General features: G+C 60.8%; 14 protein-coding genes. 8 read left to right on the top strand and 6 right to left on the bottom strand.

Going from position 1 to position 17648, the window contains the following annotated elements; genetic code table 11:
* The 4 genes from JNL55_RS00370 to JNL55_RS00355 form a co-directional block, all read left to right on the top strand.
* Window positions 1–667, top strand: a 667-nt coding sequence (locus tag JNL55_RS00370; RefSeq protein ID WP_293848143.1) for a CoA transferase, incomplete at its 5' end; no start/stop codon positions are given.
* 80 nt (window positions 668–747) lie between these two features.
* Complete coding sequence (locus JNL55_RS00365; RefSeq protein ID WP_293848142.1) at window positions 748–2313, top strand: alpha/beta fold hydrolase; 1566 nt, start codon at window positions 748–750, stop codon at window positions 2311–2313.
* A gap of 342 nt (window positions 2314–2655) precedes the next feature.
* On the top strand, window positions 2656–3438 hold the full coding sequence (locus JNL55_RS00360) for a Ku protein (protein ID WP_293848140.1): 783 nt from the start codon (window positions 2656–2658) through the stop codon (window positions 3436–3438).
* Complete coding sequence (locus JNL55_RS00355) at window positions 3431–4438, top strand: Ku protein (protein WP_293848138.1); 1008 nt, start codon at window positions 3431–3433, stop codon at window positions 4436–4438. Before JNL55_RS00360 ends, JNL55_RS00355 begins: the two co-directional genes overlap by 8 nt.
* Before the next feature lie 8 nt (window positions 4439–4446).
* Here JNL55_RS00355 and yghU read toward each other — a convergent pair whose 3' ends face one another.
* The gene (gene yghU / locus JNL55_RS00350; RefSeq protein ID WP_293848136.1) at window positions 4447–5322 is read right to left on the bottom strand and encodes a glutathione-dependent disulfide-bond oxidoreductase; all 876 of its coding nucleotides are present in this window, start codon (window positions 5320–5322) and stop codon (window positions 4447–4449) included.
* Between the two features lie 145 nt (window positions 5323–5467).
* Here yghU and JNL55_RS00345 point away from each other — a divergent pair, with 145 nt between their 5' ends.
* Window positions 5468–6391 (top strand): M14 family metallocarboxypeptidase, encoded by a 924-nt coding sequence (locus JNL55_RS00345; protein ID WP_293848134.1) that lies wholly within the window; start codon window positions 5468–5470, stop codon window positions 6389–6391.
* Window positions 6392–6394: 3 nt separating this feature from the next.
* Here the strand turns inward: JNL55_RS00345 and JNL55_RS00340 are convergent, their stop codons facing one another.
* Together JNL55_RS00340 and JNL55_RS00335 are read right to left on the bottom strand one after the other, a co-directional pair.
* Window positions 6395–8170 carry a CocE/NonD family hydrolase gene (locus tag JNL55_RS00340; protein ID WP_293848132.1) on the bottom strand — a complete coding sequence of 592 codons (1776 nt, stop codon included), beginning with the start codon at window positions 8168–8170 and terminating at the stop codon, window positions 6395–6397.
* 74 nt (window positions 8171–8244) lie between these two features.
* The gene (locus JNL55_RS00335) at window positions 8245–8850 is read right to left on the bottom strand and encodes a FecR family protein (protein WP_293848130.1); all 606 of its coding nucleotides are present in this window, start codon (window positions 8848–8850) and stop codon (window positions 8245–8247) included.
* A 452-nt stretch (window positions 8851–9302) separates the two neighbouring features.
* Here JNL55_RS00335 and JNL55_RS00330 point away from each other — a divergent pair, with 452 nt between their 5' ends.
* Window positions 9303–11726: a TonB-dependent receptor gene (locus JNL55_RS00330; RefSeq protein ID WP_293848128.1), complete on the top strand. Its 2424-nt coding sequence runs from the start codon at window positions 9303–9305 to the stop codon at window positions 11724–11726.
* Window positions 11727–11786: 60 nt separating this feature from the next.
* On the opposite strand, the gene JNL55_RS00325 is transcribed toward JNL55_RS00330, so the two are convergent.
* Window positions 11787–12767, bottom strand: coding sequence for a 2-dehydropantoate 2-reductase (locus tag JNL55_RS00325; RefSeq protein ID WP_293848126.1), 981 nt, complete (start codon window positions 12765–12767; stop codon window positions 11787–11789).
* Window positions 12768–12947: 180 nt separating this feature from the next.
* Here JNL55_RS00325 and JNL55_RS00320 point away from each other — a divergent pair, with 180 nt between their 5' ends.
* Window positions 12948–13268, top strand: a complete 321-nt coding sequence (locus tag JNL55_RS00320) for an EthD family reductase (protein WP_293848124.1) — start codon at window positions 12948–12950, stop codon at window positions 13266–13268.
* On the opposite strand, the gene JNL55_RS00315 is transcribed toward JNL55_RS00320, so the two are convergent.
* Window positions 13222–13905, bottom strand: coding sequence for a Pr6Pr family membrane protein (locus JNL55_RS00315; protein WP_293848122.1), 684 nt, complete (start codon window positions 13903–13905; stop codon window positions 13222–13224). The two genes, JNL55_RS00320 and JNL55_RS00315, sit on opposite strands and share 47 nt — an antisense overlap.
* Before the next feature lie 22 nt (window positions 13906–13927).
* Window positions 13928–15448, bottom strand: coding sequence for an AMP-binding protein (locus JNL55_RS00310; RefSeq protein ID WP_293848120.1), 1521 nt, complete (start codon window positions 15446–15448; stop codon window positions 13928–13930).
* Window positions 15449–15590: 142 nt separating this feature from the next.
* On the opposite strand from JNL55_RS00310, the gene JNL55_RS00305 reads away from it, so the two are divergent.
* A partial coding sequence (locus tag JNL55_RS00305; RefSeq protein WP_293848118.1) for a glycoside hydrolase family 95 protein occupies window positions 15591–17648 on the top strand: 2058 nt, incomplete at its 3' end.

Raw genomic sequence — 17648 nt, 5'->3', positions numbered from 1 at the left:
CGGCGATTTCGGTGGCGGCGGCATGATGCTGGCCTTCGGCATCGTTTGCGCACTGTTGGACGCGCAGCGCTCAGGCCAGGGACAAGTAGTCGATGCCGCCATGGTGGACGGCTCCGTCGCACTGATGGCTATGAGCATCGGCTTCAAGGCCGGCGGCACGCATCCCGACGGTGTCGGAGCCAGCTTGCTGTCCGGCGGCGCCCACTACTACGACACGTACGAAACCAGCGACGGCAAGTTCATCAGCATCGGCTCGCTGGAACCGCAGTTCTTCGCCCTGCTCATGGACAAGCTGGACCTGAAAGGCAGCGACATCGCGCAGACCGGCATGACCGGGCCGCAAGGCTTCGATGCCAATGTCTGGAAAGAAATGAAGCCGCGTCTGGCCACCATCTTCCGCACGCGCAGCCGCGACGAATGGTGTGCCTTGCTGGAAGGCACCGATGTTTGCTTCGCCCCCGTGCTGAGCTTGTCGGAAGCGCCTTTTCATCCGCATAACCTGGCTCGCCAGGCCTTTGTCGACGTGGGCGGTCAGCTGCAAAATGCCCCTGCACCGCGCTTCAGCCGGACCCCGCCGGCCCAGCCGTCGCCGGCAGAGCAAGGCACCGCGGCCGTCGCGGCGCTACTGAATCGCTGGGGCATCGCCGCACTAAAGTCTGGCATCTAATTTCCTTATCTATCGCGGACGGGGGGCTCACAGGCATCGCAACCGGGCAAACTCCGGCGACCTCCTCACGCGAGAATCTCATGCGACGCTCGAAGTTGTTGCTCTGGGTTATCCCCTTGGTCCTCGGTGCGGCGGCCCAAGCGGCCCCGCGAAACGTCGGCTCCTACGTCGTGACGCCCGACGTGGTCACCTCCGCCAGCGGCAAGAAGTTTGAAATCGAGCGCGGCCTGGTGTTCGTGCCGGAGAACCGCAACAACCCCAATAGCCGGACCATCGCTGTCCATTTCGTGCGCTTGCCGGCGCTGACCAAGAATAGCGACGCCAAACACCCGCCGATTTTCATGCTGCCGGGCGGCCCGGGCAGCGAATTCAACTTCGCCGATGAACGATTGCAAAAGACGCTGCAGAACATGCGGCGCACTCGCGATGTGATTTATGTGAGTCAACGCGGCAATCCTCGGCAGCCGGGCCTCACCTCGGCGCTGCGGATCTACAACCCGGCGGCCCCGCTGGATCAACCGCTCACCGCAGCCAGCATCAAAGCGTCGACTCGCGAGGCCTTCACAGCAGCGATGCAGGAATGGAAGGCGAAAGGTGTCGACCTGCGTGGCTACGACATCATCAACATCGTCGACGACGTCTATGACCTCCGCGCAGCTCTCGGTTACGACAAGATCGTTCTGCGTGGCTGCAGCTTCGGCTCGCAGTGGAGCTTCTCTTATCTGAAGCGCTGGCCGCAGACCGTGGATCGCGCCTGGTTGAGCGGCGTCGAACCGCTCGACTACGCGTACGACAGCCCGGCCTGGCTGTGGGCGTCGATGGAACGGCTGGCCAAGCAAGCCGACGCCGATCCGACCCTGAAAAAACACTTGCCCAAAGGCGGCGTGATGGAAGTGCTGCGCACGGTCATCACCCGACTGGAAGCCAAGCCCGCCACGGTGGCATTCCTGCCGCCCGGCAAGACCGAAGAAGTTCGTATCACGGTCGGCGCCGAAGATCTGCGCCAGACCCTACAAGATGCGCCAGGCACCTCGGCGCGAGATGAACTGACCAACTGGCCGCGCATGTTGTTGGAAATGTATGCCGGCGACTATCGCTACCTTGCGGCCAAGAGCTGGGAACGTCGCTCCGGCGGCGCCGGCGAGCCGCTGATCCTGCCGCTCATCGACAACAGCCTCGGCATCACCGCCGCTCGCGATGCCAAGCTGCTCGCCGAGCCGGAAGCGCGCTGGCTGGGCGACATCAACGATTTCTATCACAACACCCGCGACATCACGCCGACGCCACGCGTCGACGATGCCTTCCGTGCCGACTGGCGTCTGGAGATGCCGGTGCTGCTCACCAACGGCGATCTCGACTGGTCCACCCCGATCGAAAATGCCAAGCACGCTCGCGGCTTCCTGGCACAAGGTCATCTGGTCGAAATCGGCGGCGCCACTCACTGCACCGAAACCCCGGAACTGCCGGAGCTGCTGCCGGACTTGCTCGCCAAGCTGAATCAGTTCTATGAAGTCGACTTCGCGAAGACGCCCGCGACCGACTACTTCAAGACTCTGCCCAGCTCTGTTTCTTATCCGACGCTGAAGTTCCGTGCCCCCACGGCGCCCAGCACGTTCGATGAGTGGCGCGCGAACGCGAAGAAGTAACGGTGTCGGCGTTCGACGGGCAGTAAAACTTCCAACGATGCGGGCCGCATGGAACAGCGGCCGCGCTGCTTCGTTGTCCTACGCATACGGTCATCGACCGATGTGTTGCGAGCAACCGCATGCCCAAAGCGAAGGCCCCAGTCTCGGCGCGGACCACCGCGCCGTGGTGGCTGTCGGACGGCGACGAAGAATGCACGTCCTGCGGCCACCTTTATATCTATGAGTTGGAGTTCCGCTGCTCGGAGTGCGACGTAGCCTCCTGCGTCCACTGCCGGCGCCGGCTATCCGACGGCCGCTTCGTTTGCACCTCTTGCGCCGACAGCGGGGCCAAGGTGAGTCGCCATGGCCGCTAGAGCAATCTGGAAAGGCGAACTGACGCTGGGCAAGCAACGCCTGGGCGTGAAGTTCTACTCGGCCATCGAGGATCGCAGCGTTCGCTTCCATCTGCTGCACGACCAAGACAAAGCCCCGGTCGAGCAACATATCGTCCGCAAAGACACCGGCGACGACGTCCCCAAAGAAGACATCCGCAAAGCATTTTCTGTTGGCGCGAACACCGCCGTCATTCTCGAGCCCGATGAACTCGAGGAACTGGCCCCGCCCGAATCGCGCGACATTGAAATACTTCGTTTCGTGCCGGCCGCGGCCGTCGGCGATCAATGGTATGAGCGGCCTTACTACTTGGGGCCTGACGGCGGCAACGCGGATTACTTCGCTTTCGTCGAGGCGCTGTCTCGCAAAGAAGTGATCGGCATTGCACGCTGGGTGATGCGTAAGAAGCGTTACATCGGCGCCGTCAGCGTCGTCGACGGCTTTCTGGTCATGACGACGTTACGCCGTGCCGAGCAGGTGCTGAGCTTCTCCGGGGTCGAGCCTGCACAGGCCTCCAAGCCGCAAGCGCATGAACTGAAGTTGGCCCAACAGCTGGTGCAATCCATCGAAGCCGACTTCGATCCGCAACAGTGGCACGACGAATATCGCGAGCGCCTGTGCGATTTGATTCGCGCCAAAGCGCGCGGCGAGAGAATCAAGCCGGTGAAGCTGAAAAAGAAACGAGCGACTGCCAGCCTGGCGGACAGCCTCAAGGCCAGCCTGGCGGCGATGAAGGAGAAGAAAGTTGCCTAGCCGCAAATTCAAGCGCCAGCGAGCACCGCAAGCTGAGCAAGAGCACGCCGGCGCCCGCGTGCGTTCGCTGTGGTCGGGCACTATCACGTTCGGGTTGGTCAGCATTCCGGTGGATTTGCTCACCGCAGTTCGGCCGCGACAGACAGCTATGAAGCTGGTGGACAAGGACGGCCACGCACTCGGGCGGGAATATCACTGCTCCAAGGAAGACAAGACCCTCGATCATGACGATCTAATCCGCGGCTACGAGACTGATGACGGCAAGATGGTCACGATCACTGACGCCGAGTTCGACTCTGTCGCTCCCGAGATGTCCGCCGATATCGAGCTGCGTAGTTTCGTGCCGCTCGAGCAGATCCCGGCGTTGTATTTCCAGAAGCCTTACTTTCTGGCGCCTGCCGGCAAGTCTGCGAAAGCCTATGTGCTGCTCGCGGAAACCATGGCGCACACCGGTCGCGTCGCCATTGGACACTTCGTCATGCGCGGTCACGAATATCTGGTCGCTATCGTCCCGGACAACGGCGTGCTTCGCGCCGATACGCTGCGCTACGCGGACGAGATTCGCACCCCAAAGTCCATCGGCCTACCGAAGCAAACCAAACCTGTCGCCGCGAAGGTGACTCAGTTCGCTAAAGCCATCGAGGCACTGACCCATCGCCAGCTCGATGTTTCGGAACTTGAAGATCGCGATGCCGAGCAGTTGGCACGGCTGGTCAAAGAGAAAGAAAAGGACCAGGACGCTGTGGTGCATCCGAAAGGCGCTGAACTCGCCGAGGACACCGAAGGCACTAGCGCCAAGGTCATCGACCTCATGCAAGTGCTACGCAAGAGCTTGTCCAAGAGCGCGGTCGTCACCACTGCCGACGCCAGCCCACCGATTGATCTCGCCGAACGTCGTGCTCAGCGCGCCGCGGCTAAAACCAAGTCCGCCAAGACCGCTAAGAAACAGAGCACCGTCACCAAGAAGCGTGCGCCTAAGAAGCGAGCTAAGAAGGTGTGAGGGTCGGGTCACGCGACCTTGTCTTGCGTCTTGGTCTCGAAGTCGCTGGCATCATGCCGTTCGTGCAACTGCCCGGCCGGATCGCCACTCGTACGATTGACCATGCGACCACGAACCACCGCTGGGCGAGCGAGCAAAGTATCGGCCCAGCGCAAGGCGTTCTTATATTCGTGCACGGATAAGAACTCTCCCGCACCATACATCCATCCCTTCACGAGCCCGCCGTACCAAGGAAACACTGCGATGTCCGCGATGGTGTACTCGTCGCCAGCCAGATAAGCGCTATGCGCCAACCGGCGGTCGAGCACATCGAGCTGGCGTTTCGTTTCCATCGCATAACGGTCGATGGCGTATTCGAACTTCGCCGGCGCATACGCGTAGAAATGTCCGAAGCCTCCGCCGAGGTAAGGCGCGCTGCCCATTTGCCAGAACAGCCAAGACAGACATTCCGCCCGCGCCCCTGGCTGCGAAGGCAGGAACGCGCCGAACTTCTCGGCGAGATAAAGCAGGATGGCCCCCGACTCGAACACTCGAATCGGCTGCGGTCCCGAGCGATCCAGCAACGCCGGAATCTTTGAGTTGGGGTTCACTTCGACGAAGCCGCTGCCGAACTGCTCGCCCTGGTTGATTCGAATCAGCCACGCATCGTACTCAGCACCCGCGTGCCCGAGGGCCAGCAGTTCCTCCAACAGAATCGTGACTTTCTGCCCGTTCGGCGTCGCCAATGAATAAAGCTGCAATGGATGGCGCCCGACCGGCAGATCTTTATCGTGCGTCGGGCCCGCAATCGGTCGATTGATGCTGGCGAATTCGCCGCCGTTGGGCTTGTTCCAAACCCAGACCTGGGGCGGCGTGTAGTCGGGCGTAGCGGCGTTGTCCGTCATGGGGAGCACCTAAAGCAAACCAGGACCTGAAGAATGCGAGAAGCGGCGCTGCGTTCCAACCCCGGCAAGGCAGTCATGCCCGGCAGGCAACGATCGACTTCTGAGGTACAGTAGCGACCCTTCTAACGTCAGGAATTCTTTTCCTATGGCCGCCGCCCTCGAACCCTATCCGATTGGCACACCTGGCACGCCCTGGGGCGATAACGAACGTGCGCAATGGCTGTCTCGGCAGGTTCGACATCGTAGCTATCGTGACGAAGTGGCGAGCCTGATCGAGCGCCTGGCGCAACGATTCGACGTTGAGGAATATGGTCAGCTCGATTATTCGCCCGACCGCTACCGTTTGCTCGCGGTCCGCAGCCGGAACTGGAACGATGAGCTGCCGACGGTACTGGTGACCGGCGGCGTGCATGGCTACGAAACCAGCGGCGTGCACGGCGCTCTGCAATTTCTGGATCGTCACGCTGACGACTATGCCAAGCGGATCAATTTGCTCGTGGCGCCGTGCGTGAGCCCGTGGGGTTACGAACGGATTCAGCGTTGGAACGCGAACGCCATCGATCCCAACCGTTCTTTTCGTGAGGGCGGCCAGGCAGAAGAGTCAGCCGCGTTGATGCGGTTAGTCGCCCCACTCCGCGGGCGCTTCCTGATACATATCGATTTGCACGAGACCACTGACACCGACGAAAGCGAATTCCGACCGGCGCTGTCGGCACGCGATGGCAAAGCCTTCGACCCGGACGTGATTCCCGATGGTTTCTATCTGGTCGACGACAGCGACAATCCGCAACCGGAATTCCAGAGTGCCATCATCGACGCTGTCAGCAAAGTGACTCACATCGCACCGGCCGACCCGAAAGGTCAGATCATCGGATCGGATGTGGTCGCGCCCGGCGTGATTCGGTATCCGGTGAAACAACTCGGCCTATGCGCCGGCATTACCGGCGCACGCTTTACGACGACCACCGAGGTGTATCCCGACAGCCCGCGCGCCACGCCCGAACAGTGCAACGATGCTCAAGTTGCAGCAGTGCGGGCGGGCATCGACTTTGCGCTCGCGAGAACCTGACGGTCAGGGCTGCCCCAGAGGCACGAACAATGTGCTTGGGCGCGAGCGGTCGTGATAGAGCTGCACAGTGACGGGACGAGCATCACGTATCGTCTCGGCGGAAACATCGCCGCCGCTGTTGTAGTTCTTCTGGTTATGAATCGAGCTCGCCGGGCCGATGACCAAGCGCAGCCGGCTGTCTTTTCGAATCAGGCGAGAAGTGAACGTGAAGCCGTTGAACTCATACTTCAGCGGCTCGCGCGTCGAGACCAGCTTGCCCTCGCGCCAGCTTTCACGATATCGAGCCCGCTGCACGTCGGTGCTCAGCATGATCGAACTGCCATCCGACCGAATCTCATGCACCGATACTGAAAAATCAGTGTCGGGCTGATCGATGGCGATCCAAGCCGATAGCTTGAAGTAGCCGCTGACTTCAGTGTCACGCTCAAACGGCGCCGTGTGATAAACCAGCCGCTTGCCACGCTGAGCGTAGATCGTGCGCTGATCGGTGAGCGACGACGGATCCACCGTGCTTTCAATCGCGGCGATACTCACATCGCGCGGGTCATAAACATAGTTATCAGGCTTACCCTTCGGCTGAGTGGTGCTCAACGAGCCAGACGCCAGCACGTCGGTCGCGTTGCTGCTCGAATCCAGGAAATAGCCGCGTGATTCAGCAGTGACCGCTTCCAGCGTATCGGCGTAGCGCCACTTGTCCGCATCCATCACGTAGTACGCCACGCGTTTCTGCAGGAACTTCGGCTTCGGGCCGTTCTGCATGGTCCAGGCGTACCAATCCAAATGCAGCTGCGGAAGATCGACCAGGCTGGGCGCACCGAATGTCAGGCCACCGAACTGCGCTTGCGGTGTGCGCGTGCCTGCATGGTCCCACGGACCGATCACGAGATAGTGGCTCGCCTTCGCCTCAGCCGTCCCGTGTTTCATGTGCTGACGGTAGTGTTCCATCGCACCGGGTTGATCGTCGTCGTAACTGCCGGTGATGGTCAGGATCGGCAGCGACAGCTTTCCATACTGAGCGGCGGTGGGATTGTATGCATCCCAGTAGCTATCGACCTTCGGATGCGCCAGCCATTCTTGAAACGCCGTGGTCAGATTGCCCACCTGCGCATCGAACTTGTTGAACGGCTCGCCCGACTCGAACCAATGGCGATTCAGAGTCATCCAAAAGGCGTCATCGCCGAAGATGTTGGCCTGCGAAGCATGGCCGCTGGTGAACGTCAGCCAGCGCATCAGATAAGTAGTGGCAATATTTCCACGCATCGGGAAGTCCGTGCCCGCGTGCGGCGAGGCCACCGGCACGATGGTCGCCAGATGCGGCGGGAATTCCTTGGCGGTGACCCACTGGTTGTAGCCGGCGTACGAGCCGCCCCACATCGTGACCTTGCCATTGCAATAAGGCTGGGTGGCGAGCCACTCGATCACGTCGTGACCGTCCGCCGCTTCCTGAATCAGTGGCCGAAACTGGCCTTCAGAATTGCCCCGCCCGCGAACGTCCACCGTCAAGAATGGATAGCCATGCGCGGCGAAGTACATGCCGCGATCGTGATAGCTCTGCGAAATGTAGGGCGTCATGGTCACGACGCAGGGTGCCGGCGCCTTCTGCTGCCGCGGTGTATACACCGTCGCATTGAGCTTCACGCCATCCCGGAGCGGGATTTTCACGCCCCATTGAAACTTGACCTGTGCCGGGTCGGGTAACGCCGGTTGATCGGCTGACGCGGCGGTCGCCGCCAATGCTGTCAGGAGCGAAATAGCAAAATGAGCGATTCCAAATTTCACGCGTGAACCTTTGGCCTGCAGCCGATGCCTTCCTGAACAGGCATAGTAAATCGACTGCATCCATTGGCGCCATGTCAGGTACCGCGCCTCCGTGCGCCGGGGACGGCGGCTCGCATGCCATCACCCAGGCCATAGCGCATGCCCTTCATCAGAATCACCGGCGGCTTGCCGGGCCTCGCGACCCGAACACTGCCCTCTTGGACTTGCACGACCAGGCCCAGCTGGGTGGAAACGCTGAACTTGCCTGCGTTGCTGATGGCGTTAGCGAACTCGGTCGCGACCACCAGTTCGCGTGTCGGGTTTTCCGGAACGCTGAAGCGAGCTTCGCCGGCGAACAAATGCACCAGGCAACAAGCGTCGACCGCATCGATCTGCAGCTTCGACAACTCACTCAGCAACACATGGATGCCGTCGCCGAATATCCGCGTCCGAGTTTCATTCGCTCCAGTCACGATGACGGCATCGGCCGGTGGACGATTCAATTCGTAGCTGACGAGCGCCCCCACCGCGACCAACATCGCAGCCGTCGCAGTAATCCCCAATCCCCAGGCCTGTCGCGACCAACGCCGTTCGGCCGCCTCGTTCAACTCAGCCGCCGCGTGCGACGACCCCTTCCACCAGTTGACTCGAATGATATTGGAAGGCCGCTTTCCGGAGCCGTTGGGACCGTCTGTTGTCATATGTCATACCGCGCTCTCGACTTCTTTTGGAATATCGCCCGCTGAGGCGTAACCACATTCCGTGGTTCTGACGAGAGACACGGCGGCACTTTGGGGTGGCCCCCTGTGCAGTGCGGTCGCCGACCACACCGACACTTTGCGGTTCAACGGATTCACTCTGCCGGTGCGAAACGTTGGAAACACCTCGAGCGCGGCCAGGCCACCATACACCGCCGGCTACTGCCGGAGCGACGGTCACTTTCCGGTCACAAAACCGCCAAAAGCCGATCCGCACATTCTTTTGCGGTCATGCAAAGTAACCAATAGCGATCTGATGATTGCGAGTTGGCATGAGCTATAACCGAATCGTGACCGCTTCGTGACTGACCCGGTACGCACTAACTCCTAGGATGCTCACCTCGACGGCAGCCATCGACGTGCTGCCGCGCTGGCCATCACTAGGGAATCTAAAAATGCGTGTACGACGGGATAATGGCGAGTCGCTGGGCTATTCAGCGTTGCTCGCTCTGGTAATTGCGGGAGGCGCGAGCACAGCTCACGCTGCAGCGGAGGGCGACGCCGATACCAATGCGACTGCAGATTCGTCGCAGATCGAAAGCGTCACTGTCACCGCCCGTCGCCGCGAAGAAGCCGTGCAAGACGTGCCGCTGGCCGTCTCGGTGTTGAACGCCAAGACCATCGAATCGACCGGCACCATCAACGTCGGCCGCCTGTCGCAGCTGCAGCCTTCGGTGCAGTTCTATTCCAGCAACCCGCGTAATTCCAGCGTGAACATTCGCGGCCTGGGCACGCCATTCGGTCTGACCAACGACGGCATCGAGCCGGGCGTGGGCATTTATATCGACCAGGTTTATTACAACCGTAACGCCACCGCGACCTTCGACTTCCTCGATGTCGAACAAGTCGAAATCCTGCGCGGCCCGCAAGGCACGTTGTACGGCAAGAACACCACGGCCGGCGCGGTGAACATCACCACGCGCAAGCCGACGTTCACACCGGAAGCGCGCATCGAATTGACTCGCGGCAACTATGACTACACTCAGAGCAAGGCGTCGGTCTCCGGCCCGCTGATCGGTGACACGCTCGCCGGTCGCTTGAGCGCTTCTTATACTTCTCGCGAAGGCACTATCTATAACGTCCGCACTGGCCAGCACATCAACGAGCTGGACAACAAGGGCGTGAAAGGTCAGCTGCTGTGGCAGACGAGCAATGACTTCAAAGTCACATTCTCTGCCGACTACACTGAACAGGATCCGATCGGCTACGGTCAGGTGTGGGCGAAGACCGGCTCGACGCAGCGTCCGCTCGCTCGTCAGTACGCCGCGCTCGCCGCCGCTTCCGGCAACTATGCGCCGCCGAGCTTCAACGCGTTCGATCGTCTGACCGATCTGGACTCGCCGCTCACCGCCATTCAACAGTTCGGCGGCGCCTCGGCGCTGGCCGAGTGGAATGTGGGTCATGGCACGCTCACGTCGGTGAGCGCCTATCGCAAGTGGGATTGGGGTCCGTCGAACGATCGTGACTTCATCGGCTTGCCCATCACCACCATTTCCGCCAATCCGTCCAAGCAGCGTCAGTACTCGCAGGAACTGCGTTACTCGGCCACCGGCGACAAGATCGATTACGTCGCAGGCGTGTACGGCTTCTATCAAACCGTCGATACCGCCGGCGTGCAGGAGCAAGGCGCGCTCGCCAGCCGTTGGTTGTTGAGCGGCGCGAATGCTGCTCTTCCGGACATCTTGAACGGCCTGCGTTCGGAAAACGAAATCGGTTTGAAGAACACCAGCGTCGCGGCCTTCGGTCAGTTCACCTGGCACGTCACCGACGATCTGCGTATTCAGCCCGGCCTGCGCGTCAATTACGACAAGAAGGAAGGTAAGTACATCGCCCGCGTGCACAACGCGACCAACACGACACTGACCGCTGCGCAGCTCGGCGTGCTCGCGCCGCAGAGCTATCAGCCTGAGTTCGACGACACCAACGTGTCGGGCGACTTCACCGTGTCGTATGACATCACCGATGACATCCTCGGTTACGTCACGTACGCGCGTTCGTTCAAGTCGGGTGGCATCAACCTGTCGGGCTTGCCGCTGGATGCTGCCAACCAGCCGATCACGGCGGTGGAAACGGTCGATCCTGAGAAGACCAACCACTACGAAGCCGGTTTGAAGACCCAGCTGTTCTCACAGGCGGTGACCCTGAACCTGTCGGCGTTCTGGACCGACATCAGCGACTACCAGGCCACGGTCACCAACAGCCAGGCCAACGTGATTCGCGGCTACCTCGCCAATGCCGAGCAAGTGCGCGTTCGTGGTTTGGAGTTGGAAATCAGCACGCGTCCGATCGAGCACCTGAACGTGTACGCCAACGGTGCTTACACGGATCACGAGTATGTGAAGTTCCCGGACGCGCCGTGCCCGCCGGAACTGGCGGGTGGTACTGCGGCCAGCGCGACCAATCCGGCGAGTGCGCCGGGCACGCCGGGTGGCTTCAGCCCAGCTTCGTGCAATATCTCCGGCCAGTGGTTGCCGGGTATCTCGAAGATCGCGTTGTCGTACGGCTTGGAATATGACTTGCCGGTGTCCGCGTTCGGCCCTGACGGTGGCGCGTACTTCGCGTTCGATGCCAGCTACCGTTCCAAGTACTCGTCCAACCCGTCGCGCTCGGTCTACACCGACATTGGCGGCTACTCGCTGGCGAACTTCCGCGCCGGTGCCCGCTTCGGCGAAGGTTGGAATGTGTACGGCTGGGTGCGCAACGCGTTCGCCAAGGACTACTACGAGTTCTTGTCCACGCAGTCGGGCAGCACTGGTTTGGTCGTCGCGCAGTTGGGTGACCCGCGTACCTACGGCCTGACGGTGAACAAGCAGTTCTAAGAGAGTCGATCTGAAACAAAGGGCGCGCGGCAACGGCTGCGCGCCCTTTTTTATTGTCGACTATTGGGGATTCAGTCCGCGCGTCTGAGCAAACAAACGCGCCAGCCCATGAATCGCATCGATATTCGGCGTAGCCACGCCCAGCATCCGACCGATCTCTCGCGGCGCTGCTAATAAAGCATCGAGCTCCAACGCCCGCCCGGCTTCCGCATCTTGCAACATCGACGTTTTGAATGAGCCGAGCTTGCGTGTGACCTGCATGCGCGCTTCGCCGCTCTCGGCAATCCCACAGCCGATCTTCTCGCCGATCTCTGCTGCTTCCACCATCGCACGCAGAATCAAACCGCTGACCAGCGGATCATCCAGAATCAAATCGCAGGTGGCACCGGTGAGCGCGGAGATGGGGTTCATGGTCATGTTGCCCCAGAGCTTGTACCAAATGTCGCGTTGAATGCTCTGGCTGGCCGTGACATCGAAACGGGCTTTACGCAAAGCACCGACGACAGAGTCGAGCCGGGCCGAAGCTTCACCGCTCGGCTCGCCGACGATCAGCCCATTGCCATTCTTATGAATCGCGACTCCGGGCTCCCCGGTCGAGCATGCCGCGTGGACGACGCAACCGAGTACTTGCGATGGCGGAATCGCCTGGCTCACTGCTCCGCCTGGATCGATACTTTGCAGAGAGGCACCACGCAGCGCGCCGGACGCGCCATGAAAGAACCACCACGGCACGCCGTTCATCGCCGGCAACACGGCAGTCTGAGAATTCAACAACGTGGAGACTGCAGGAGCGACCTTCGCTAGTGCGTGTCCCTTGACTGAGATCACCACTAAATCCTGAGTACCGAGATCAGCGGCGTTGTCGCTCGCCTTCACTTTTGCGGTTTGGGTCTCGCCGCCAATGACCAGCCTCAGGCCCTCTCGCTTGATAGCGGCGAGCGTTCGATCACGCGCGAATACGCTGACTTCACATCCTGAGTTCGCCAGACGTACGCCCAGCCAGGTGCCGATCGCCCCTGCTCCGACAATGGCTATTCGCATGGCAATCTCGCCTGGCTCTCACTAAGGAGCCCCGATACTACCCAATGCGGCCCGACTGGGCATTCGCCACACCCGAGCGCATGTGAACCGCGGATCGAATCGGTCGACGGCACCGCACCTGGACGGGCGCCTGCCAGAGGCGCAGGATCGGCTTCCAAGGCCACGTTCAGGAGACCGGCAATGATCAAAGTCAGCGTGATGTATCCAAACAAGCCCAACGCCCGCTTCGACCACGCCTACTACCGCGACAAACACATGCCCCTGGTGCAGGCCCGCCTCGGCTCTGCCTGCCGTTTCTATACCGTGGACAAAGGCCTGGCCGGCGGCGCCCCCGGCGAAGGGCCGACCTACATCGCCATGTGTCACATCTACAGTGATTCCGCCGAAGCCTTTCAGGCTGGATTCGGTCCGCACGCCAAGGAAATTCTGGGCGACATTCCCAACTACACCGACCTCAGCCCGGTGATGCAGGTGAGCGAAGTGGTGGTCGGTCAGCCGTAGCACGGCGACCGCCATCAAGAAGTTTGAGCACGGCTGCCACCACGAGCGCCGCGACTACGACCAAGATCAAATTTCGTAGCACGGTGCCGAAGCCAAGCTTGGCGACGTTGAGAAACGGATAGGGATACCAATTCGACGCGGCACCGTGCGCCAGGGTGTAGCCGACCCAGAGTGCGGGCCATACAAACGACCAAGCCACTGTGCTCCACGCAATTCGCGGCCGTGGGCCGAACAAGCCCCACCCGAGCAGCGCCCACACCGGCGCGAAGTAATGAAACCCGGCGTTGGTGAAGGTGCCCCAACCACTGTGCTGTACTTGGCTCGCTAGCACGGTCGTAAACACGATGCCGGTGATTGCGATGCTGACCAGCGCGTCGAGACGCAGTACTCGCCAGACCGACCCTTCTCGCTCCGGATTCATCGCCAGCGTTAGCGCTGCGGCTAACACCAGCAAGTTGCTTTGAATAGTGAAGTAACTAAAGAAGCGCACGAAGCGCGTGCCGAGACTCACCGCCTCGTTCTCGGCCCCGGTCGTTACGTCAGCACCCTGAGTAACCAGCAGAATGATCTGCACGATCAAAGAAGCAACAATCACCGCGGCAAGGATTGCATGCCAGGCTCGGCTGAGTGATCTCACTTTATCTTTACCTCGACCATACTCAGACCGGCGGAAAAAGACGGAACACACGCCCCTGCGTGAGCCACGCTTCTCGCTCGTCGCGTAGCGCCGTGCGACGTACTTTGCCGGCGTCGTCGCGCAAAGGGGAGGCACTGAGTTCGTAACTGCAAGGAAGCTTGTAACGACCCAGCTTGGTAGCAAGAAACGAGTGCAGCTCGGCGACGTCGAGCTGACTATTGGGCCTCGGTTGCACGAGCGCATGCACGACGCGACCCAGCTCCGCGTCAGGCAGGCCAATGGCAACGCTGGAGGCGACAGCCGGATGCGCATCGAGCGCAGCCTCGACTTCGGCAGGATAAATATTGGCGCCACCGCGCACGATGAGATCCACACGGCGGTCGGCTAAATAGAGATAGCCGTCGGCGTCGATGCGGCCGATGTCACCTAAAGATTCCCAACCGTCCGGCCGACGCTTGGCATCCGCACCGAGGTAGTAGTAGGTCGAGCCTGGACCGTCAGTAGGAAGGAAATAAATCTCACCCACCTCGTCGGCGTCACAGTCGCTGCCGTCCTCGCGAAGCGCTTTCATCCCGCCCGGTGTTACGAGACGCCCGACGGAGCCACGCCGTTTCAGCCATTCAACGCCGTTGATGGTGGTGAGGCCTTGTCGCTCGGTGCCGCCGTACAATTCCCACAGCTTATCGGCGCCGAGCCAGTCGAGCCAGAACTGCTTGAGCCATTCGGGCATCGGCGCTGCCATGTGCCACACGGCGCGCAGCGAGGAAAGATCGTAACGCTTGCGCACAGACTCTGGGAGTGCCCAGATCCGATGCATCATGGTCGGAACGAAATTCACCCAATCGACCAAGTGACGCTCGATCAACTGCAGCGCTTCTTCGGCGTCGAAGCGACGCATGCCGACAACGGTACTGCCGTTGAAGAGCGCGAGGTGCGTAAGCATGAATGGCGCGTTGTGATAGAGCGGCCCGGGATTCAGGACCACGCCACCTGCGCGCTGCTCGAAGATGACTTCGGACGGGTCATGAAGGGCAGGCTTTCGATCGACGATGATTTTGGGCCGCCCGGTGGAGCCGCCGCTCGTCATGGCCTTCCATTGAGGCGCTGGCTCGGCGTCTTCGACGGTCGAATCATCGAAGCCACTCAGGTCAGCGTCGGCCGCGATGCAAGCGCAATCCTTCGGCCTCATCAACTGCAGAATCTCGACGGATTCAGCCACTAGCAGCTTCGGCTTGACCAGCTGCAAAATCTCCCCCGCCTCCCCAGCCGGCAGCCGAGACGAAATCACATTCGGGATCGCGCCGAGTTTCCATACGGCGAAGGTCGTTTCATAGAACGCGTTGCCATTACCGAGCGCCAGGCTCACATAGTCGCCAGGCCCCACTCCCAGCGACCGATACAGCCGTGCTCGTTGATTCGCCCGCGCTTCGAGTTGCGACCAGGTCAGCGCACCTTCCGGGTGCACCAACGCCAACGCACTTGGCGGTTTCCTCTCCGCGTAGTAGCGCGGTAACGCGCCCAACGGCAAACGAGAATCAGCCATTACGCCCCCACGGCCGCAAACACCTGCTGCTCAGTATCGCCCGGCTGAGGAACAGAGACCTATTTTTTCATTCATGAAACCCTTTGCATATCTGGTTTTGCTGTGATTTGCTTGAACTTCAGGGGATCGCAATGGATGGATCATGAACGTCAGTCGACGGACGGTGCTGCAAGCGGCAGCCGCGACCACGCTGTTGAATTCCACTTTCTCTCGCGCTGCCGGTGAGCAGGGGGCTCGTGACACCAGTTTGCTTTGGTACACGCAGCCGGCGGAGAAATGGGTGGAGGCCTTGCCCGTCGGGAACGGGCGGCTCGGCGCGATGATCTTCGGCGGCCCGGCCTTGGAACGCCTACAACTGAATGAAGATACGTTGTATGCGGGCGGGCCCTACGATTCGGCCAACCCCGAGGCGCGTGGTGCGCTGGCCGAAGTTCGGACGCTGGTGTTTAGTGGCGAATATGAGAAAGCCACGGAGTTGGTGAACGCCAAGGTGATGGCGAAGCCTTTGCTACAGATGCCTTATCAAAGCGTCGGCGAGCTGAAACTTACATTCCCGAGGCTCGCAGAGTTTTCAGAGTATCGTCGTAGCCTGGATCTCGACGGCGCCTTGGCGAAGACACAGTTCGTAAGTAACGGCGTTACGTACTTGCGAGAAGTGTTCGCGAGCGCGCCGGATAATGTGCTGGTTATTCGGGTAACTGCCAGCAAGCCAGGCAGCATCGACATGGACGTTGAGTTTCATGCGCCGGAGCCCGCGCCGCCGGAGTTGGTTCGTCGCGTGCTACCGAACGGTGATCTCGCTATGCAGGCACGTAATGCCGGCTCGAGCGGCGTCGCGGGAGCGTTGAAATACGAAGCTCGCGCCCGGCTAATCGTTAGCGGCGGCCGCAAAGAGCCGAGCGACGCGAGCATCCGAATTCGCAGCGCCGACAGCGTGACCATCCTCGTCGCCATGGCCACGAGCTATCGTGACTATCAACACGTCGATCTCGACCCGGCCGCGTTGAATCGAGACACGCTAGACCGTGCCGGGCGCATCGCCTTCAACCAACTCTTAGCCCGCCATCAAAAAGACCACCGCCGCCTATTCCGCCGAGTGCAACTCGATCTCGGTCACACACCGGACGCGGAGCGTCCAACGGACGAGCGAGTCCGCACCTCGATGACCAGCAACGATCCGGCGCTGGCGGCGCTTTATTATCAGTACGGCAGATATCTGCTCATTGCATGCTCCCGCCCCGGCACGCAGCCGGCAAACCTGCAAGGCCTGTGGAATGACCTGCAGGATCCGCCATGGGGCTGCAAATACACCATCAACATCAACACCGAAATGAACTACTGGCCCGCCGAGCCCACCGCTCTCGGCGAATGTGTCGAACCACTGATCGCGATGTTGAAAGATCTCTCGGTAACGGGCGCGAGAACCGCGAAAACAATGTATGGCGCACGCGGCTGGGTCACTCATCACAACACCGATCTGTGGCGCGCAACGGCGCCGGTCGACGGCGCCAAGTGGGGCATGTGGCCCATGGGCGGCGCCTGGCTGTGCCTGCACCTATGGGATCACTACGACTACGGTCGCGACCTAAGTTATCTCAACTCGGTGTATCCGGTGCTGAAATCCTGCGCCGAGTTCTTCCTCGACACACTCGTCGAACATCCAAACGGTAAATGGCTAGTCACCAACCCCTCGATGTCGCCGGAGAACATGCATCGACCAAATGTCTCAATCGCCGCCGGCCCGGCCATGGACAATCAAATCCTGCGCGATCTACTCGCCAACACAGCGAAGGCCGCAAAACTGCTGAAGCGCGACGACGCATTCATTAAATCGCTGGAAAGCACGCGACAACGCCTGCCGCCCGACCAAATAGGCTCGCAGGGACAACTACAGGAATGGCTGGAAGATTGGGACGCCAACGTTCCCGAGATCAACCATCGCCACGTCTCTCATTTATATGGCCTGTACCCGTCCAATCAGATCAGCGTAGACCACACCCCTGCCCTCGCCACCGCTGCGCGCCACTCTTTAGATACTCGTGGCGATGAAGCGACCGGCTGGGGCATCGGTTGGCGACTAAACCTGCGTGCACGACTACGCGATGGCGAGCGCGCTCATCGCATCCTGAAGCTACTGCTCGGCCCCGAGCGCACCTATCCAAATCTGTTCGATGCCCATCCACCATTTCAGATCGACGGC

The sequence above is a fragment of the Steroidobacter sp. genome, assembly GCF_016790065.1.
GTDB lineage: Bacteria > Pseudomonadota > Gammaproteobacteria > Steroidobacterales > Steroidobacteraceae > Steroidobacter.
This window is presented reverse-complemented; position numbering and strand designations above follow the sequence as displayed.